Origin of the sequence: Lentibacillus sp. (assembly GCF_035301675.1) — a bacterium.
Lineage (GTDB): Bacteria > Bacillota > Bacilli > Bacillales > Amphibacillaceae > Lentibacillus.
This window is the reverse complement of record NZ_DATGTT010000051.1, coordinates 50,716-68,996: the sequence shown is the minus strand read 5'-3', so window position 1 is coordinate 68,996 and position 18,281 is coordinate 50,716. Positions and strand designations below refer to the sequence as shown.

Genomic DNA, 18,281 nt, shown 5'->3' with positions numbered 1-18,281 from the left:
CGCACAGGTCTGGCAGCAATAGCGGAGAGGACACACCTGTTTCCATGCCGAACACAGAAGTTAAGCTCTCCAGCGCCGATGGTAGTTGGGGTTGAACCCCTGCAAGAGTAGGACGCCGCCAGGCATGACAGAAGAGGCTGATTCAATTTTTGAATCAGCCTCTTTCATATGTTTTATCCGGGTTAACGGGCATTAAGACCACACCTCAAAGACTTTCTCCAAGATAATATCAAGCCCTGCTCCATTTTGTATAAATCCCGGAGTTGTTGCAAAAAATCCCGAAGTTCACAAATTCAAGGTTAATATTAGACAACAGTGTAATAGGAAGAAAACTTGGTGGCATGCCAAGTTTCCTTAAAGTGACTTTTTCCAGAATTTAATAAACATCATTCAAATTATGTGATATAAAAAGCGCACCTTCACGAGAGTGCGCTTTTTATGAATGCTAGCCCATCTGGTTTGGTCCCTGATTTTGCTGGTTTCCTCCGCTCATTTGTGAAACAAACGGAACCATTTGCTGCATCGTTTGTCCAAAGTTGCGGTTGTTTTTTGTCATACTGTAGTATGTTGCTGCGCCGACGCCAACAGATGCGATCAACGGCAGCCACATGTTATTATTTTGCATGAACCCTCAGTCCTTTCTGCATAAATATCCGGACATTTTTAGCCTGCCTCGAAGACGAGCAAAACATGACAGGTATCAAATACCAGTTTGATGAACAGCTTCACTGGCGGCATTCATGCCTGCAATTCTGCCGGTCACTAAAGCAGATGTAATATTATAACCACCGGTATATCCGTGAATGTCCAGTATTTCACCGCAAAAATATAGACCGTGCATGCGTTTTGACTGCATGGTTTTCGGTACAACTTCCTTAATCGAAATTCCGCCGCCGGTGACGAACGCTTTTTTTAACGGCAGAGACCCATTGATGGTGAATCGAAAGTTCTTCAGGTTATGGACAACCGTTCGGATGGATTCCTTTCCAACTGCAGTTGCTTTTTGTTCCGCATCCATTTGATGTATTGTCAGCATATAATCCAGAAACCTTTCGGGTACAATGCCTTTTAAAATATTTTTGATGGATTTTTTAGGGCTTTCCGCTATTGATTTTAAAATCGATTGTACCAGCTGCTCCTCATGCTTATCGGGCAGCACATCAAGCAGCATAGGGACTTCTTCACGCCCTTTCATCAGTTCTTTTACAGCGAACTGTGAACAGCGCAGGACAGCTGGACCTGAGATGCCAAAATGCGTAAAAATCATATCCATTTGATGTGTGATCAATGGTTTGTTCTTTTTGTTTAAAACAGACAAGGAGACATTCCTCAGTGATAGCCCTTGTAAGCTTTTATTTTGGATAAACTTTTCGCCGGATGTAAGCGCAACTTCAGTTGGGTATAATTCTGTAACGGTATGGCCGGCTTTCTTTGCCCATGCATAGCCGTCGCCGGTCGATCCGGTATGCGGCACGGCTTTTCCCCCGACTGCAATGACGAGCGCAGTCGTATTTACCTTTGAGCCGTCTTCCAAAAAAATGGTATGTTCTGGGTCATCATAGTGAACAGCTTTTACCGGGGTCTTCATCCGAACCTCTACGTTAAGTTTGGCCAGTTTATCGATTAATGCATTCACAACTGTTTTCGCGGAATTGGTGACCGGAAACATGCGCCCATGGTCTTCCTCCTTTAAGCCGACACCCATTCCTTCAAAAAAATCGATTATACCGTAGTTATTAAAAACGGAAAAAGGACTGTATAAAAACTTGCCATTACCGGGGATATGTTTAATCACTTCTTCTTCAGGCAGACGATTTGTCACATTACACCGGCCGCCGCCGGAGATGGCAAGTTTCGTTCCCAGCTTCCTGCCTTTTTCAAGCAGCATTGTTTTTGCGCCATTTTCAGCAGCGGCAATGGCTGCCATTAGCCCTGACGGTCCACCGCCGATTATAACAACATCATACGACAATTTACTTCATTCCTTTCGTTAGTAGCATACCACGTTTTGATACATCTCAAAAATGATATATATGCTTCCTTTATCCCGCATCTAATGGACAGTGATCTGCCAAAGAACGGCGGTAACTGCCCATGAATGTCCGATTCTGTTCAACTAACAATCAGTGGGGGACACAAGACCATCCACTGATTGAAGTTTCACTTTATTAAAATGTGAGGTGTTTAGAAGGGATCTGTGATAAAATGGACACTAAGCTTAACTCTAAATGCAGGTGAAATAATGTCGAACATTGTCAGAGGCACCATGCTTCTTACCGGTGCAACGTTTTTATCAAAATTTCTTGGGATGATTTATGTTATCCCGTTTAATGGACTTGTCGGCGAAACAGGGGTAACACTATTCTCACTGGCTTACACGCCGTACAGTATTTTGATCAGTATTTCAACAATTGGCGTACCTTTGGCTGTTTCAAAATTTGTTTCGAAGTATAATGCGTTAAATGATTATGAAACAGGAATGCGGATGTTCAAAGCGGGAATCATGCTAATGGCTGTTACAGGGTTCCTTGCTTTTTTAGCGTTATTTTTCAGTGCGGAACTGCTGGCCAGTTTTATGATTACCAACGAAACAAAAGGTGATATTGCAGTAGCTGATGTCACCATGGTAATCCGTATGGTGAGTTTTGCACTATTGATCATACCTTCGATGAGCATTGTCAGAGGTTTCTTTCAGGGACATCAGTCGATGGGACCTACCGCGGTTTCACAGGTGATTGAACAAATTGTACGAATCGGGTTTATTCTGATCAGTGCGTTTATCGTGTTGAAAGTTGTTGGCGGGTCGACTGTCACAGCAGTCGGATTTGCTACATTTGCCGCATTTATAGGGGCGTTTGCATCAGCTATAGTGTTGTTTTTATATTGGCGCAAACGGAAGAAAAACATACAAAAACAGATTCAGCAGCAATCTTTCACTTATGACATATCGATAAAGGAATTGTTTCCTGAATTGTTCCGTTACGCGGGCCCGTTTATACTGGTTGGTATCGCCATTCCGCTTTATCATTTGGTGGATCAGTTTACGATGGAACGGGCGCTTACTGCGATTGGTCAAAAAGAATTATTTGATACCGCTTATGCCGCGATTAATTTTAATGGGCATAAATTAGTGATTATCCCGGTTACGATTGCGACGGGAATGTCACTGGCAATTATACCGGCCTTAACGAAAACTTTCACACAGGAAAATTACCCATTGCTTTATCAGCAAATTAATCAGGCGCTGCAGATTGTCCTGGTTCTTGTTGTGCCGGCCGTTGTTGGTCTGTCAACACTTTCCGATGAAGCATATGGGGCACTTTTCGGCGGAATGGATAAACTTGAAACCACCGGTACGCTGCTTGGCTGGTATGCTCCGGTGGCGCTATTTTTCGCATTGTATACAGTATCTGCGAACATTCTGCAGGGGATCGAACAACAGCAGTTTGCCGTCATCAGTTTATCTGCCGGCGTTCTGATTAAAGTGTTATTCAATATTCAATTGATCCATACATTCGGTCCAAAAGGAGCTATTTTTGGCACTGCGCTTGCAGCCGCGACAGCCGTTATATTAAACTTATGGCGGATTAAATCAGCCATTGATTTTTCGTTCAGGCAAACGTTTAAACGGTTTTTGCTGATATGTATTTTCTCCGTGTTTATGGTGATCGTCATTGTAATAACCAAAGCTATATTTGCAACATTTCTGGATTATGAAGCGTCACGCAGTGCAGCCGTGGTTATGCTGACAACAGGTGTTGCCCTGGGCGGGGCTGTCTATTTATGGTTCAGTTATGAATCAACATTGCTCGAACGTGTATTAGGCGATCGGGTCAGGTTTCTGGACCGGTTATTTCGGAGGTAATGGAGGATTTCAATGCGTCTGGATAAATTGCTGGCACATAAAGGATTCGGAAGCAGAAAAGATGTCAAAGCGCTGATCAAAAAAAAGAAAGTGATTATAAATGATCAAATCGTTAAAGACAGCAGCTTCCAGGTTAACCCGGAAAAAGATATCCTAAAAGTAAATAACGAAATGGTGCACTACCGGGAGTATATCTATGTCATGCTCAATAAGCCATCCGGTTATGTTTCAGCAACAGCTGATGATCGGGATAAGACGGTGATTGATTTATTGCCGTCTTCCTATCAGCTGTTTGATCCATTTCCTGTCGGCAGGCTTGATAAGGATACGGAGGGTCTGCTGCTGATTACGAACGACGGGAAACTGGGTCACCATTTGACATCGCCTAAAAAGGCCGTTGAGAAGACATACTTTGCTGAAGTGAGGGGAGACATAAGCGAAGAGGATATTGAAACATTCCGGAACGGAGTGCAGTTGGATGACGGGTATATTTGCAAACCGGCGGTATTAAATGTCCTGCGAGCCGCGTCTGTGTCACACGTCCATGTAACGATTACAGAAGGAAAGTTTCACCAGGTCAAACGGATGTTTGAAGCGACCGGGAATAAAGTCGTATATTTAAAACGGATTCAGATGGGGAATCTGCTACTGGATAATAATCTTGATACCGGGGACTTTCGTGAGCTGAGCGGGCCCGAAGTGGAGAACCTGATAACATTAACCCAAAAAAAGAGCTGACAGAGAGGTGTCAGCTGACATTTCCTGATTTTTCAGGAAATGTTGACAGGTTTGGCTGTTATTTTCCATTTACCCCGCACAGGGCTTTTTACCAGCCCGTTATGTGTCAAAATGTTCAAATCCCGTTGTACGGTACGGTCGGTTGTTCCAAATTCATCGGCAATTTCTTGAGTTGTGACTGTCCCTTTTTCTCTTATGTAGAGATAGACAGCTTTCACTCTTGTCAGCATACGCGATGTTGCATGATTCAAAAAACCACTCCCTAAGGAATATCATTTTTCTTTGGTGCAACTAAGCTCTGACTTAAGTTAATTTTACCGCTATTCAGTTTTGAATTAAAGGGAAAAACTCAACTTATTTGTGAAAATAATACAACTTTTAATAAAGTATACGGTATAATGAGAATAAAAATGAGGGATACATATGAATTTTCCGCATTATTTTATTGCAGTTCCGCTACCGGATTCGCTTAAGGAACAGTACGCCGAATGGCAGCACAAATTAAAAAACAAGCTGCCATATAAACAATGGCCACACCCGGAAGATTTACATATTACACTAAAGTTTCTCGGGGCAGTCGATGAAAACCGGTATGAGAAATTAATACAGTCAATGCATGAAATTGAAAACATCCCTGCCTTTTCCTTGCAGACCGGAACGCTGGGCTCATTCGGCAGCTCAAAAAAACCGCGTATTTTATGGGCGGGTGTGGAAAGAAAACAAGAACTATTCCGCCTGCAGGAAAGTATTGAAGACATCGCATTACAGGCGGGATTTCGACAAGAAAAAAGAACCTATAACCCGCATATAACGCTGGCCAAAAAATGGGTCGGGGGCATTAAAGATCTTGCTCACCTGAAAGAACGTTTCTCAGAGGAGCAAACTTTTGATGTGAACCAGGTTGTTCTTTACAGGATTCATCCTGAAAAACATCCTAAATATTACGTTACAGCCGCATATCATTTGGCAGGGGAGTCGATTTAAATGGTGCGCGTGAACAGGCGGTATCAGCCCCATTCGTTCTCAGGCATGAGCGACGCTGGGGAAAACTGAATGTATATATTTATCGTCAATCCCACATCGGGAAGCGGCAAGGGGAAAAAGAAATACCATCAAATCTCAAAAAGCAAGCACTTTTCACAAATTGACAGTCGCTGCTTCTTTACCGCATATAGCGGACATGCCGAGGAAATTGCTCAAAGACTTCGTACCGACTTTTCTGAACCCGTCACATGCGTGATTGTGATCGCGGGAGACGGGACGATGCATGAAGTGCTGAATGGTCTGGGAAGCTCCTCTTATTCGGTGGCATATATTCCTGCGGGGTCGGGTAATGATTTTGCAAGAGGCTGTCAAATCAATGGATCCCCGGTAAAAATATTTGAACGGATTATCAATGATTCAAGAAGTCAGCCGTATTGGCTCGGAACGTTCCATACGAATCATAGCACGGACCGTTATTTCATCAATAATATCGGATTCGGTTTTGATGCTGAAATCTCTGAAACCGTCAACCGCTCTGTTTATAAAAAAATGCTGAATAAGGTCGGACTGGGTAAAATTAGTTACATTATTGCACTTATACTTGTTTTATTGCGTTATAAACCCATGAATCTGGAAATCACTGCTGATGGCAGAAGACGGAAACTTAGAGGCTGCTGGATGCTAACCATTACAAACCATCCGTATTATGGCGGCGGGATGAAAATCATACCCGGAGCTGCCATACAGCCGGGGAAGTTACCGGTATTAGTCATTCATTCGATATCAAAGTGGAAAGTACTCGCGTTATTCATGACGGTTTTTACTGGTAAGCATGTTCGGTTTAAGGAAGTTGAGCTGTTCCAGGCTGAACGGTTGGAGATCAAACCAGAGCGAAAGATCGTTTATCAGACGGATGGTCAGACAGATGAGTGTTCATTTTGTGTGATGACGAAACAAACTGAGCATATTAAGGTTATGGGAATATAAGTTTCGGTTGAAAACATTGTGATTATCCGATAATCTATTCTCATGTGTATTTTTAATGCAGGTTTTGGTAAGAATTCTATCACGATTTGAGGTATTTACAGTGAATTGGCTTAAACAAGCAGTAGGAAAAGAATGGGATATCACCTCTGCAGGTGGGTTGACAGGTGATGCTTATATTGCCAGCAAAGATGACAGACGCCTGTTTTTAAAGCGGAATTCTTCACCGTTTCTGGCAGTTTTGTCAGCAGAGGGGATTGTACCAAAGCTCGTGTTTACAAAGCGGATGGAAAATGGTGATGTGATCACCGCCCAGGAATGGCTCGACGGCCGGGAACTGAAGGCAGCGGAAATGCGGCATCACCGGGTAGCCGATTTACTTGGTAAAATACACGGATCGTCCGAACTTCTTCATATGCTGATGCGATTAGGCAAAAAACCCGTCACACCGGATGACCGTTTTGCGAACATCACAGCTCAGCTCGAGGCAAACGGTTTGATGGATCAGTACAATGAGATACAGGATACGATGACTTATCTGAACCATTTGCTGCCGGCTACCCGTGATCAGCAGCAGGTTGTGTGCCATTGCGATTTAAATCATAATAATATTATCTTAACTACAAAGGGCCAGCTCTACCTGGTTGATTGGGATAATGCCATGATAGCTGATCCGGCAATGGATTTTGGCTTCATCCTGAAATGGTATGTACCCATGGAAGATTGGGACAGATGGCTGGACCAGTACGGTGCGGCAAAGGATAATCACTTATTTGAGCGGATGTACTGGTATTTGATTATGGACGCGCTTAATTATTTGTCATGGCATCATGAGCGCAATGAATCAGATAAAGTTCAAAGTCGGCTAGCTGATTTGCGCAATTTAAATGATTATGTTGAAAATACTATTCTGCGTTAGTCTGCTGAATAGCATTTACCCATGTTTCGATATTTGCCTGGTTTGACAAAATGTGCTCTTCGTCATTGTGGGCAATTTCACCCTGGCGTCCGTAATTATATATTTCAGGCAGCAGTTGGAGCAATTGCTCATCCGAAACGCTATTGTTTGCCATCATCGCCTGAACAAGGCGCTTGATTTGCTGATATTCGGAAATTTCTCCGCAACAATCTTCTGTCTGTTCTGTTAAAATATCATGCAATAATTGTAATTGATTGTTTGTTGTCAGTGCCATTAAAATCACCTCAATTAACAGTTTTGACCAATATGGTAATTTCTATGCTTTGTCTGCTTTATCGAACTGGACTTATTGAAAGGAGAAGTAATCTTGCGTCAACGTCATAAACCGTGGGCAGATGATTTTCTGAAAGAGAATACTCAATTGATTGTCCCGGATGTGAAAACGAAAAAAGGCAAATGGAAAGAAATGTTTGGAAATGACAATCCGATTCATGTCGAAATCGGAACAGGAAAAGGCCGGTTTATCGCAGGTATGGCCGAACAGCATCCTGATATTAATTTTATTGGGATCGAACTCGGCAAAAGCATTATTGCGATAGCCGGGAGCAAAGTGAAAAATGCTGGACGGTATAATGTCTTGCTTTTACATGTGGATGCCGCCGATTTAAGTGAACTGTTTGCCGAAAATGAAATCTCGGTCATCTATTTGAATTTTTCCGATCCGTGGCCAAAAAAACGTCATGCTAAAAGACGTCTTACTTTTCACACGTTCCTCGAACAGTATGAGCGCATCTTGCATCCGGAAGGTGAAATTGTGCTCAAAACCGATAACCAGGGACTGTTTGAATACTCACTCGTCAGTTTTTGCCAATTCGGTCTTGAACTGACGGAAGTAAATTTGGATCTTCACAGTGTAGAAGACCCTGAAAATATCATGACCGAATATGAAGAAAGATTTTCAGCCAAAGGCCAGCCGATTTATCGCTGCCGGGCACAATTTTCCTAGAATCCTGTTGCACAGGGTTCTTTTTTTCGATGGATGAGGAGAAATATCAACAGATATGAGATTATATCAACAGAAGAAGGCCGGTATAGATAGAAGAGAAGATATATCGACAGAAGGAAGTCGATATCAACAGAACAGAAAAATTATCGCCAGAAAAACCAAAATATCAACAGAATAACCGGACGATTCGTTTATCCTGCATCTAATGGTCAGTAACCCGCCACACAACGGAGGCTAACTGATCTTAAATGCCCGACTCATTCAACTAACGTTCCACTGAATGATTTTTCACTTTGTATGTGCAACAGCAATCGTTTACATGACTTACAGGATACGCTAAACTGAATACATAGGCGAAGGAGGATGTACAATGGAAACATTGCAGATTGGACGAGCAAAACTGACATGGCTCAATGGCGGTGTAAATTTTCTTGACGGTGGTGCCATGTTTGGAGTTGTTCCGAAACCTTTATGGGGAAAGAAGTATCCATATAATGACAAAAACCAGATTGAATTACGGACAGATCCGATCTTATTGCAGATTGACGGGAAGAATTATTTGATCGAATCCGGGATGGGAAATGGAAAATTGACCGATAAACAGCTCCGGAATTTCGGTGTAAAAGAGGAGTCGTCAATTGAGAAATCACTTGGTGAAACAGGCCTTTCCGTTGAGGATATCGATGTAGTACTGATGACACATCTGCATTTTGATCATGCATGCGGACTGACAAAACCTGTTGAAGATAATTATGAATCGGTTTTTAAGAATGCGATAATTTACGTTTCTCAAGTGGAGTGGGATGAAATGCGAAATCCCAACATCCGTTCAGCCAATACATACTGGGAAATGAACTGGAAGCCGATACAGGAACAGGTGGAAACCTTTGAGGACGAGCTCGTTGTAACAGACGGACTGAAAATGATTCATACCGGCGGACACAGTGACGGTCATTCAATCCTGCTGTTTGAAGACAGTGAAAACACATGGATTCATATGGCGGACATCATGCCGACACATGCCCACCAGAACAAACTGTGGGCGCTGGCTTACGACGACTACCCGGTAACATCTGTTCACGCTAAAGAAAAATGGATGGATTATGGCTATCAGAAACAGGCATGGTATACGTTTTATCATGATGCTTATTACCGTGCAATCAAATTTGATGGATCCGGAAAGATAATAGAAGAGATCGAGCGGGAACGATATGAATATGAATAAAAGCCATCTGCAAAAGATGGCTTTTATCATGATGTTTGCATTATGTTGTTTCTGCTGAATCGATCACGGCGCCTGTGTCAAGATCGATGTAAAATTCGTATTGCTTGTTTTCGCCGTCGATGCTGCGGGTGACGCCGCCGCGGTATGCGTTGTACATCAAGCCGTTTTTCTCGACTTCCTCAGGTTTCATGTAAATCCAGGAACCGCTGATAGGACCCTGTTTTTTGAATGTTTCCTTTGCTCGTTTTAATGCTTTCTCAGGTGTGATTTTCTGATAGCGGTCAAGCTGCTGTTTGACTACAAACCCTGCCGCAATTCCTGCTCCGGCAGCAATGACTGCATTTCTGGCTTTCATATTTGGTCACCTCTAAAATAATAATTGAACGCTTACTTAAAAGGATGTTCAAAAAGTTCGGTCAAAATGACACATTGGAATTCTGTCCTGATTTGCTTTTCCCAATCTTCAAAGTTGCGTCGTTTTATCCTTCTTTTTGAACACATACTTATGTACCTTTCATTATAACGGAAACTATCCGAAATAAAAACCGTTATACTATTGTTTGGTGGAAAGATATACATATTTTCCGTTATACTTGATCCAGTACATATAGAGTTGGAGGGAATACGCATGAAGCAGGAAACAATGGACTTATTTAAAAATCTGACAGAATTACAGGGCGCTCCAGGCAATGAACATGCCGTTCGCAAATTTATGCGCGATGAACTGGAGAAGTATGCCGATGAGATAATCCAGGACAATCTTGGTGGTGTTTTTGGCGTCAAAAAAGGTGATGGCCCGCGTGTGATGGTCGCCGGTCATATGGATGAAGTAGGCTTTATGGTCACCCAGATCACCAAAAATGGCATGATTCACTTCCAGACACTGGGCGGCTGGTGGAGTCAGGTGCTATTGGCACAACGCGTACAGGTAATGACTGATAATGGACCAGTCATCGGTGTGATTGGTTCGATACCGCCGCATAATTTGTCAGAGGAACAGCGGAAAAAGCCGATGGATATGAAAGATATGCTGATTGATATCGGTGCTGATGACAAAGATGACGCTGAAAAAATCGGCATCAAACCAGGACAATCGATTGTGCCAATTTGCCCGTTCACCCCGATGGCCAATGAGAAGAAGATACTTGCCAAATCGTGGGACAACCGTTATGGCTGCGGACTTTCAGTTGAACTGTTAAAAGAACTGCAAGGTGAAACAGTGCCAAATAAACTTTATTCCGGAGCGACCGTCCAGGAGGAAGTAGGCCTGAGAGGCGCCAAGGTTGCGGCCAATATGATTCAGCCGGATATTTTCTATGCGCTTGATGCGTCACCGGCCAACGACATGTCAGGCGATGATCAGGAGTTTGGTCATTTGGGTAAAGGTGCCTTATTGCGTATTTTTGACCGCTCGATGATTACCCACCGCGGAATGCGTGAATTTATTCTGGATACAGCAGAATCCAACAACATCCCTTATCAGTTCTTTGTGTCACAGGGCGGCACGGATGCCGGCAGTGTTCACCTGTCGAACAGCGGTGTTCCGTCAGCTGTTGTCGGCATCTGTTCACGCTACATTCATACATCATCATCAATCATTCATGTGGATGACTATCAGGCCGCAAAAGAATTGCTGGTAAAGCTGGTTAAATCAACCGATCAAACATCAGTCGACTCGATTAAAGCGGAATAATGTGATCTTATGAAAATTGCTATCGGATCAAAAAATCCAGCTAAAATTGAAGCTGTACAGGATGTGTTCGCCCGTGATGAGATTATTTCGGCGGATGCATCTTCCAAAGTCAGTGACCAGCCGTTTTCCGATACTGAAACAAGACAAGGCGCAGTTAACAGAGCCGCCGGGAGCCTTCAAGCAGTATCAGCAGATATCGGAATTGGGTTGGAAGGCGGTGTCATGTACGTTGATGACAAACTTTATCTATGTAACTGGGGCGCACTTGTCACAAGTGATAATGTTATTTTTACCGGCAGCGGGGCAAGGGTTTTGCTGCCGAAAGAGATTGACAATGAATTGAAAAAAGGTGTTGAACTCGGGGACGTCATGGATGACTATGCAAAGCGGAAAGACGTCCGGAAGAAAGAAGGCGCCATCGGAATTTTCACCAATGACCAGATTTCACGAAAAGAGATGTTTGTGCATGTTATAAAGCTTTTGCACGGACAGTTGGTATATTGGCAGCAACCATAAAAGCAGCGGATTTTCTGGATGTCAATTGCAGTCAGTCAGAAAGGCTGGCGATCTGGAAGAGGCATAAATTAACAAAAGGAGCTGGGACAAAACTAAAATGTTCAACACTAAAAACGAATGATAGCCAGGAGATTCTAGTAAAATGTAGGTATATGTTTTAACTACCGCTTCGGAAAAATACTACGCTGGTTTACGCGGAACCCCATGTTACAACAAAAAGAAAAATCCGAACTGATTCGAAGGCTATCTGATGAAATTTGAATCATCGTTCGGATTTTTCTTTACCTTAAATGCTTTTGTCCCAGCCCCTGTTATTCATAAATATAGTTTAAAACATCAAGTGCCTGATCAACTGTTTCGACTGTTACATTGGCTTTATTGGAAAGTTCTTTCAACGGGTGGATCAGTGATTCAGGCCGCACGATAATTGTCGGCTTATTCATGGTGATGGCGGCGCTGGCATCCATTGCTGTATTCCATTGTTTATATTTTTCACCGAACAAAGCAACGACAACATCTGATTTTTGCATCAGCACCTCTGTACGTAGATTGTTAATGCTTGAAGCTGCATCATCTTTATATACATTTCCGGGCTGCTCGCCAAGAATGTCCTCTCCCACATTGTCGGAACGGTCATGGTTTGTCTGCGGTGCGACAAAAGTGAGCGGAAGGTTGTTCTTCTCGGCTTTTGATTTTAGCTCTTCCCGCCAGTCATCGTGAATCTGACCTGCGAGATATACTGTCAATTCCATTAAAAACCCCTCCAATGACTATATTTCTAATTCCATCTTACCCGATTTGGAAAGCAACGCAAACGAAAAAGTCTGAATTAATATAATCCCCTTTGTCAGAATAAGATTTCATAGTATCATAGACTGAGAGTAAAGTGATATTTTGGGGGAAGAACATTGAGAAAGTTACAAAGTGCTGTCCCGGTGCTGCTTTGTATCTCAATACTGGTTGGGTGCAGTATGCAGTCCGAGGAAGAGGCAATTAAAGATACAGAAAAAACAGCAGAAGAAACATTTTACGCTGAGAATGCATTCAAAACGAACGAGCAGCTGGATTCTTTTTCCATGTACGTACCCGCGGGCATGGAAGTTGTTGAAGAGGATTCAAGCAATGTCATCATTGAAGAAGGGGACCAGACGTATATCGTGTTTTACAACAATCTGGAGAACCCGCTCAGTAAATTAAGCTATGAATCAGCAGCTGCCAAAAGTGATCAGGCCTTGTTGCTTGAGTCGTTTAAAGACCGGGAAAAATTCGGCTACATCCGTGTCCTGCCTGATAAGGAAGAAGACAATTATGAACTGCAGACAGGTGTCGGCGGGGTGAAAGTAACAACTTATACTTCCAAATCAGAGCTGGATAACGATGCGGAGGACATGATGAAGATGGCACACTCGATTGTGGTTGAAAATCAAAGCACAGCGCAAAAATAGCACGCTGTTGGAAAGCCGGTCGAATACCTTTGCTCCAGCTACGGCTTATTTTCTGTCTCTTGGAATAATAACCGGCGATGACAGCAAGATGATTGAATCCCGCCCGAATCAAGGATATGATAGTCAGTAGCAATGGAGGTTGATTTGAAGATGAAAACAATTGAAACTGAAAAACAGTTGAATGATTTTATACAGAACGACAACGTGGTTGCGGTGTTTTCAGCCGGATGGTGTCCGGATTGCCGTGTTATCGAACCGGTGCTCCCAGAAATAGAAGAAGCCTATCCGAATTTTACGTTTGTCGAAATAGACCGTGACCAGTTCATCGATGTCTGTCAGGAATATGATGTGTTCGGAATTCCAAGTTTTATCGCATTCAAAAATGGCGAAGAGGCCGGCAGATTTGTCAGTAAAGACCGTAAGACCAAAGATGAAATTATGGCATTTATGGACGACCTCAGCTGATAGAAGGGGAGACGCTGACGATGAAAATGACCAGTTTAAAAATGAAAAAAATACTGCAGGATAGACTAGCAAACGACAATTATAATACATCTTATAATCGGGATAAAGACACGTTTCGCATCGAATGGAAAGATACGAAGCAAGGGATGACCATTACACTGCCGAATGTTGTTTCGAAATATAACGAACGCGGTGAAGAAGCGATTGATGATCTGGAAGAACACGTCCAGGAAGCAATGCGGATTATGCATGAAGACCATTATCTCTCGGGAATGGAGAAGAACATTTTTCCAGTTATCCGAGCCACATCGTTTACAACCGAAACAAATAGCGGCAAGAAACTTATTCATAAAGAGCACACCGCAGAGACACGTGTGTATTATGCTTTGGATTTAGGAAAGTCCTACCAGTTAATCGATGAGTCTATGCTTGAGGAAGAAGGCTGGACACAGGATCGAATTGATGAAATTGCCACCTTCAATCTCCGGTCGTTGGATAACGACTATAAAAAAGATACCGTTGCTGACAACGACTTTTATTTTGTCGCGACACAGGATGGCTATGACGCAAGCCGGATATTAAATGAGGCGTTCCTGGAAGAGATGCTGGCCAACTCAAAGGGTGAGCTTGCGGTGGCGGTGCCGCATCAGGATGTATTGATTTTTGCCGACATCCGGAATAAGGCAGGTTACGACATCCTTGCGCAAATGACTATGAAGTTCTTTGCTGAGGGACGTATTCCGATTACGTCACTGTCTTTCATTTATGAGGATAAAACACTTGAACCGGTCTTCATCCTTGCGAAGAACCGCCCGGAAAGCAAAAATGGAAAGGAATGAATGTCTTGGATGTATTTTATAATCAAAATGGCATAGGTGATGTCCTGATTGTCCCGCTGGAAGACGGGGATCGTTATGACATCACTCATGAAAACTTTGGAGATATAACAAAAATAACAGACGGTCAAGGCATGATTGCCGGTTACAATATTTTTAAGGCGTCAACTTATTTTGACTTAACTGAAAACGGGAAAATCAGCATGACAGAAAACATGCTGGAGCAGATGAAAAAAGCGTTCAGTTCAAACAACCTGGTTGACCCAATCGATTTCGATTTAAGTCCGAAGTTTATTGTCGGTCATGTCAGGGAAAAATCACCACATGAAAATGCTGATAAATTGAGTGTCTGTCAGGTTGATACAGGTGACGAACAACTGCAGATCGTCTGTGGTGCCCCCAATGTTGACGCTGGCCAAAAAGTGGTGGTCGCAAAGGTTGGGGCAGTCATGCCAAGCGGATTTAAAATTAAACCGACAGAATTACGCGGTGTGCCGTCGAATGGTATGATATGTTCACAGAAAGAACTTGGTCTTGCAAACGCGCCGAAAGAAAAAGGCATTTATGTACTGGATGATTCGTACACTGCAGGTGAAGCGTTTAACGCTTAAAACAAAAACAACCTGAGTCGATGGACAAGGGTTGTTTTTTTAGTGTCTCTGCCCGCCCTTTTTAATTGTGAACTTACGCCATTCTGTGACTGTTTAGCAAGTACGGGCAGGACAAATGGCGTATTACATTTTTGCGTCAAAACTGCTAAAATTATAGTAACGGTAATTATGAAGAAATGAGTGAATACATATGTGGGATCGATGGAAAAAGAAAATCAGCAATTTTCTTTTTGAAGAGAAAGAAACAAACGATGATTCGCTGTCCGAAAAACCGCTTAAAAACAAGCAGGATATCCAGACGAGAATGACGTATCAATATCCAGCCGAGAAACCATTTCGTTTTCCTGTCATTCCGGATCAGCCGCGACGGAATGATCAATCCGATATACCGGCATTTCAGCGGAAAAGATCCCGTGTCAGGCAGCAGCCAAACGACAGGCAACATTCGAACATTGGGCAGCAATCAAATGGTATTCAGCAATCAAAATCTGAATATGAACCATATGATTATGAACCGAAGAATACTCGAAAAATTTATAAAGCGGACTCAGACAAACCGTTTACGCCAACTGAAGTGCCATCACCGATTTATGGTTTTCAGGGTCAGTATACGGAGGATAGTACGGATGATATACCGGCATTTCAGCCAGAACAGCACAGTGACAATGATGATGGGAATTCGGTATTTCAGCGATTACAGCAACAAGATCGTGACATGGATCGGATATTTCAGAAAAAGCAGGAATTTAATCGTGAACAGGCTCCGGCAGCCAAGCAAAAGCAACATGAAGACGGTCGTGACCCAAATCCCGCGTTTCAACCTGAACAGTATTATAACGATGATGCTGAGAACACAGCGTTCCATCAAAAACAGCATAATAACAATGACGCCCCGAGTTTTGCTTTTCAACAAAAACGGGAGGACAATCATCATGAGCGGGAACCGGTAATAGAGGATCCTGAGACGAGAGAGGTGAAGCAGCCAAAAGTTGAAAAAGCTGCCGATACCGCTGAATCCTTGAATGCCGCTCCACAAAACATCCCTGTTGAAGTAGTGAAACCGGATAAAGAACCTAAATCCAATACGAATAATACAAAAAAACCTGTGAATCGTGAAAAAAGAAGCCGACGTAATCGAAAACAGAGTGAAAACAATAGTGGTCCCAAAACACCACCGTTTAACGTGCTGATGTCAGCAAATGATAAGCGAAATCTTCAAAAAGAACGGAAGCCGGTGGTGCAACAGACAGTTCCGAAACAGGAATCCGGCCAAAAAAATCCCGTTCCATATCATTTATTGGATGATCCTGTGCAAAAAACTGAGCAGGACCATCTGTGGATGCAAAATCAACAGCAGCTTTTGGAAAAAACGCTGAAATATTTCAATGTCCGCGCAAAAGTGGTCAACACAACACAGGGCCCCTCTGTTACACGGTTCGAAGTGCAGCCCGAACTTGGGGTGAAAGTGAGCAAAATTAAAAACTTGAGTGATGACCTTAAATTGAATATGGCTGCCAAAGATATCCGGATCGAAGCACCTATCCCCGGGAAAAATACAATAGGTATCGAAATCCCGAACCAGCATGCTCAAACAGTAACACTGCAGGAGATTTTTGAAAAAGACAGTTTTCAAAAAGGCGCATCACCTTTAACAATTGGTTTGGGCTTAAATATTGAAGGGGACCCAATGGTGACGGATATCCAGAAAATGCCGCACGGCTTAATTGCAGGAGCGACCGGATCCGGCAAGAGTGTATGCATTAATACGATATTAATCAGTCTTTTGTATAAAGCCAATTATGATGAAGTCAAATTTATGCTGATTGATCCGAAAATGGTGGAACTGGCGCCATTTAACGGCATTCCGCATCTTATCTCTCCGGTGATCACTGATGCCAAAGCGGCGACGGCTGCTCTGAAGTGGGCCGTCAGGGAAATGGAAGAACGTTATGATTCATTCGTCCGCGAAGGTGTGAGAGATATTGAACGGTTCAATCAAAAGATGACCAAAGAGGATCGTTCAGAAGATAAAATGCCATTTATTGTGATTGTGATTGATGAGTTGGCTGACTTAATGATGGTTGCACCGCAGGATGTTGAGGATTCGATCAGCCGGATTGCCCAGAAAGCGCGCGCATGCGGCATACACTTACTGCTTGCCACACAGCGGCCGTCCGTCGATGTCATCACGGGATTGATTAAAGCTAATATTCCAACCAGAATTGCATTTAGCGTATCGTCCCAAGTCGACTCCAAAACAATATTAGATACAGGCGGTGCTGAAAAGCTCTTAGGAAAAGGGGATATGTTGTTTACCGGAAATGGTGCCGGAAAAAGTGTCCGGCTGCAGGGAGCGTTTGTATCCGACGAAGAGATTGAACGTGTAACCGATTATGCCCGGTCAATGGCTGAGCCTGATTATGAATTCGAACAGGAGCATCTGCTTGAAGAAGTATCAAATGACGATGAAGCTGATGAACTTTTGAATGTCGCCATCCAATTTGTAATTGAGCAAAACAGCGCAAGCACCTCTCTTTTGCAGCGCCATTTCAAAGTCGGTTATAATCGCGCGGCACGATTGATGGATGCGATGGAAGAAAGAGGCATCATCGCCCAGCAGAACGGAAGCAAGCCAAGAGAAGTGCTCGTGTCTGCCGGACAGATGGAAAATTAAGGTGCTTGCCCGGTGAATTTATTGACTATCTCTTCAAGCTTATCAGCAGTCCGTAAAGGTTCAACTACCATTCAGTGGGAAAAAGCATCCCACTGAATGAAGTTTCACTTCTCCTTACCGTCAGCATTTGGGGGGATGAACATCCGTTGCAAGGAATGTATATAATGTGGTAAATGCGGCTAATTCGTCGGGCAGACAGAAAACCGCTCATTTTTATGGGCGATTGTGATGGTCACTATACCCAGCAGGCTGGCCACACCCGCGTATGGAAAAAGTTGATCACACTATATGCAGGATGACAAACAAAAGCTGGAAAAGTG

General features: G+C 43.2%; 20 protein-coding genes, 1 rRNA gene and 1 pseudogene. 16 read left to right on the top strand and 6 right to left on the bottom strand.

Annotated elements, in window-relative coordinates:
* The first annotated feature begins 8 nt into the window (after positions 1–8).
* Positions 9–124: ribosomal RNA gene (gene rrf, locus VK097_RS09010) — 5S ribosomal RNA — on the top strand.
* Between the two features lie 321 nt (positions 125–445).
* On the opposite strand, the gene VK097_RS09005 is transcribed toward rrf, so the two are convergent.
* On the bottom strand, positions 446–625 hold the full coding sequence (locus VK097_RS09005) for a hypothetical protein (protein WP_324211473.1): 180 nt from the start codon (positions 623–625) through the stop codon (positions 446–448).
* 75 nt (positions 626–700) lie between these two features.
* The gene (locus tag VK097_RS09000) at positions 701–1,972 is read right to left on the bottom strand and encodes a BaiN/RdsA family NAD(P)/FAD-dependent oxidoreductase (protein ID WP_324211472.1); all 1,272 of its coding nucleotides are present in this window, start codon (positions 1,970–1,972) and stop codon (positions 701–703) included.
* 270 nt (positions 1,973–2,242) lie between these two features.
* On the opposite strand from VK097_RS09000, the gene VK097_RS08995 reads away from it, so the two are divergent.
* Positions 2,243–3,865: a putative polysaccharide biosynthesis protein gene (locus VK097_RS08995; RefSeq protein WP_324211471.1), complete on the top strand. Its 1,623-nt coding sequence runs from the start codon at positions 2,243–2,245 to the stop codon at positions 3,863–3,865.
* 12 nt (positions 3,866–3,877) lie between these two features.
* Positions 3,878–4,603 (top strand): pseudouridine synthase, encoded by a 726-nt coding sequence (locus VK097_RS08990; protein WP_324211470.1) that lies wholly within the window; start codon positions 3,878–3,880, stop codon positions 4,601–4,603.
* 32 nt (positions 4,604–4,635) lie between these two features.
* Here the strand turns inward: VK097_RS08990 and VK097_RS08985 are convergent, their stop codons facing one another.
* Positions 4,636–4,833, bottom strand: a complete 198-nt coding sequence (locus VK097_RS08985) for a DeoR family transcriptional regulator (protein WP_040912605.1) — start codon at positions 4,831–4,833, stop codon at positions 4,636–4,638.
* 193 nt (positions 4,834–5,026) lie between these two features.
* Here VK097_RS08985 and thpR point away from each other — a divergent pair, with 193 nt between their 5' ends.
* The 3 genes from thpR to VK097_RS08970 all read left to right on the top strand — a co-directional run bounded on the left by thpR (position 5,027) and on the right by VK097_RS08970 (position 7,490).
* Positions 5,027–5,587 carry an RNA 2',3'-cyclic phosphodiesterase gene (thpR, locus tag VK097_RS08980; protein ID WP_324211469.1) on the top strand — a complete coding sequence of 187 codons (561 nt, stop codon included), beginning with the start codon at positions 5,027–5,029 and terminating at the stop codon, positions 5,585–5,587.
* A 69-nt stretch (positions 5,588–5,656) separates the two neighbouring features.
* Complete coding sequence (locus VK097_RS08975) at positions 5,657–6,574, top strand: diacylglycerol/lipid kinase family protein (RefSeq protein WP_324211468.1); 918 nt, start codon at positions 5,657–5,659, stop codon at positions 6,572–6,574.
* Between the two features lie 100 nt (positions 6,575–6,674).
* On the top strand, positions 6,675–7,490 hold the full coding sequence (locus VK097_RS08970) for a phosphotransferase family protein (RefSeq protein WP_324211467.1): 816 nt from the start codon (positions 6,675–6,677) through the stop codon (positions 7,488–7,490).
* On the opposite strand, the gene VK097_RS08965 is transcribed toward VK097_RS08970, so the two are convergent.
* Positions 7,477–7,764 (bottom strand): YtzH-like family protein, encoded by a 288-nt coding sequence (locus tag VK097_RS08965; protein WP_324211466.1) that lies wholly within the window; start codon positions 7,762–7,764, stop codon positions 7,477–7,479. The two genes, VK097_RS08970 and VK097_RS08965, sit on opposite strands and share 14 nt — an antisense overlap.
* Before the next feature lie 93 nt (positions 7,765–7,857).
* On the opposite strand from VK097_RS08965, the gene trmB reads away from it, so the two are divergent.
* Complete coding sequence (gene trmB / locus VK097_RS08960; RefSeq protein WP_324211465.1) at positions 7,858–8,496, top strand: tRNA (guanosine(46)-N7)-methyltransferase TrmB; 639 nt, start codon at positions 7,858–7,860, stop codon at positions 8,494–8,496.
* A 370-nt stretch (positions 8,497–8,866) separates the two neighbouring features.
* Positions 8,867–9,721 carry a YtnP family quorum-quenching lactonase gene (locus VK097_RS08955; protein ID WP_324211464.1) on the top strand — a complete coding sequence of 285 codons (855 nt, stop codon included), beginning with the start codon at positions 8,867–8,869 and terminating at the stop codon, positions 9,719–9,721.
* A gap of 40 nt (positions 9,722–9,761) precedes the next feature.
* Here the strand turns inward: VK097_RS08955 and VK097_RS08950 are convergent, their stop codons facing one another.
* Positions 9,762–10,076, bottom strand: coding sequence for a PepSY domain-containing protein (locus VK097_RS08950; protein WP_324211463.1), 315 nt, complete (start codon positions 10,074–10,076; stop codon positions 9,762–9,764).
* Positions 10,077–10,349: 273 nt separating this feature from the next.
* On the opposite strand from VK097_RS08950, the gene VK097_RS08945 reads away from it, so the two are divergent.
* The gene (locus tag VK097_RS08945) at positions 10,350–11,414 is read left to right on the top strand and encodes a M42 family metallopeptidase (RefSeq protein WP_324211462.1); all 1,065 of its coding nucleotides are present in this window, start codon (positions 10,350–10,352) and stop codon (positions 11,412–11,414) included.
* Between the two features lie 9 nt (positions 11,415–11,423).
* A complete protein-coding gene (locus tag VK097_RS08940; RefSeq protein WP_324211461.1) occupies positions 11,424–11,930 on the top strand; it encodes a DUF84 family protein in 507 nt (168 codons plus the stop codon).
* A gap of 311 nt (positions 11,931–12,241) precedes the next feature.
* On the opposite strand, the gene VK097_RS08935 is transcribed toward VK097_RS08940, so the two are convergent.
* Positions 12,242–12,682, bottom strand: coding sequence for a YtoQ family protein (locus VK097_RS08935; RefSeq protein ID WP_324211460.1), 441 nt, complete (start codon positions 12,680–12,682; stop codon positions 12,242–12,244).
* Positions 12,683–12,838: 156 nt separating this feature from the next.
* Here VK097_RS08935 and VK097_RS08930 point away from each other — a divergent pair, with 156 nt between their 5' ends.
* The 6 genes and pseudogenes from VK097_RS08930 to VK097_RS08905 all read left to right on the top strand — a co-directional run.
* Complete coding sequence (locus VK097_RS08930; protein WP_324211459.1) at positions 12,839–13,375, top strand: hypothetical protein; 537 nt, start codon at positions 12,839–12,841, stop codon at positions 13,373–13,375.
* 150 nt (positions 13,376–13,525) lie between these two features.
* A complete protein-coding gene (locus tag VK097_RS08925; RefSeq protein ID WP_324211458.1) occupies positions 13,526–13,840 on the top strand; it encodes a thioredoxin family protein in 315 nt (104 codons plus the stop codon).
* 20 nt (positions 13,841–13,860) lie between these two features.
* Positions 13,861–14,679, top strand: coding sequence for a DUF1444 domain-containing protein (locus tag VK097_RS08920; RefSeq protein WP_324211457.1), 819 nt, complete (start codon positions 13,861–13,863; stop codon positions 14,677–14,679).
* Positions 14,680–14,684: 5 nt separating this feature from the next.
* A complete protein-coding gene (gene ytpR / locus VK097_RS08915) occupies positions 14,685–15,287 on the top strand; it encodes a YtpR family tRNA-binding protein (protein ID WP_324211456.1) in 603 nt (200 codons plus the stop codon).
* 190 nt (positions 15,288–15,477) lie between these two features.
* Complete coding sequence (locus VK097_RS08910) at positions 15,478–17,961, top strand: DNA translocase FtsK (protein ID WP_324211455.1); 2,484 nt, start codon at positions 15,478–15,480, stop codon at positions 17,959–17,961.
* Between the two features lie 139 nt (positions 17,962–18,100).
* Positions 18,101–18,215: pseudogene (locus VK097_RS08905) on the top strand (nicotinate phosphoribosyltransferase); the annotation flags it as partial.
* Positions 18,216–18,281: the final 66 nt, after the last annotated feature.

Bases quoted from the DNA above. Each gene is read 5' to 3' on its own strand.
- VK097_RS09005 (WP_324211473.1), bottom strand. From the start codon at position 625: ATGCAAAATAATAACATGTGGCTGCCGTTGATCGCATCTGTTGGCGTC.
- VK097_RS08995 (WP_324211471.1), top strand. From the start codon at position 2,243: ATGTCGAACATTGTCAGAGGCACCATGCTTCTTACCGGTGCAACGTTT.
- VK097_RS08990 (WP_324211470.1), top strand. From the start codon at position 3,878: ATGCGTCTGGATAAATTGCTGGCACATAAAGGATTCGGAAGCAGAAAA.
- VK097_RS08985 (WP_040912605.1), bottom strand. From the start codon at position 4,833: ATGCTGACAAGAGTGAAAGCTGTCTATCTCTACATAAGAGAAAAAGGG.
- thpR (WP_324211469.1), top strand. From the start codon at position 5,027: ATGAATTTTCCGCATTATTTTATTGCAGTTCCGCTACCGGATTCGCTT.
- VK097_RS08975 (WP_324211468.1), top strand. From the start codon at position 5,657: ATGTATATATTTATCGTCAATCCCACATCGGGAAGCGGCAAGGGGAAA.
- VK097_RS08965 (WP_324211466.1), bottom strand. From the start codon at position 7,764: ATGGCACTGACAACAAACAATCAATTACAATTATTGCATGATATTTTA.
- VK097_RS08955 (WP_324211464.1), top strand. From the start codon at position 8,867: ATGGAAACATTGCAGATTGGACGAGCAAAACTGACATGGCTCAATGGC.
- VK097_RS08950 (WP_324211463.1), bottom strand. From the start codon at position 10,076: ATGAAAGCCAGAAATGCAGTCATTGCTGCCGGAGCAGGAATTGCGGCA.
- VK097_RS08945 (WP_324211462.1), top strand. From the start codon at position 10,350: ATGAAGCAGGAAACAATGGACTTATTTAAAAATCTGACAGAATTACAG.
- VK097_RS08940 (WP_324211461.1), top strand. From the start codon at position 11,424: ATGAAAATTGCTATCGGATCAAAAAATCCAGCTAAAATTGAAGCTGTA.
- VK097_RS08935 (WP_324211460.1), bottom strand. From the start codon at position 12,682: ATGGAATTGACAGTATATCTCGCAGGTCAGATTCACGATGACTGGCGG.
- VK097_RS08925 (WP_324211458.1), top strand. From the start codon at position 13,526: ATGAAAACAATTGAAACTGAAAAACAGTTGAATGATTTTATACAGAAC.
- VK097_RS08920 (WP_324211457.1), top strand. From the start codon at position 13,861: ATGAAAATGACCAGTTTAAAAATGAAAAAAATACTGCAGGATAGACTA.
- VK097_RS08910 (WP_324211455.1), top strand. From the start codon at position 15,478: ATGTGGGATCGATGGAAAAAGAAAATCAGCAATTTTCTTTTTGAAGAG.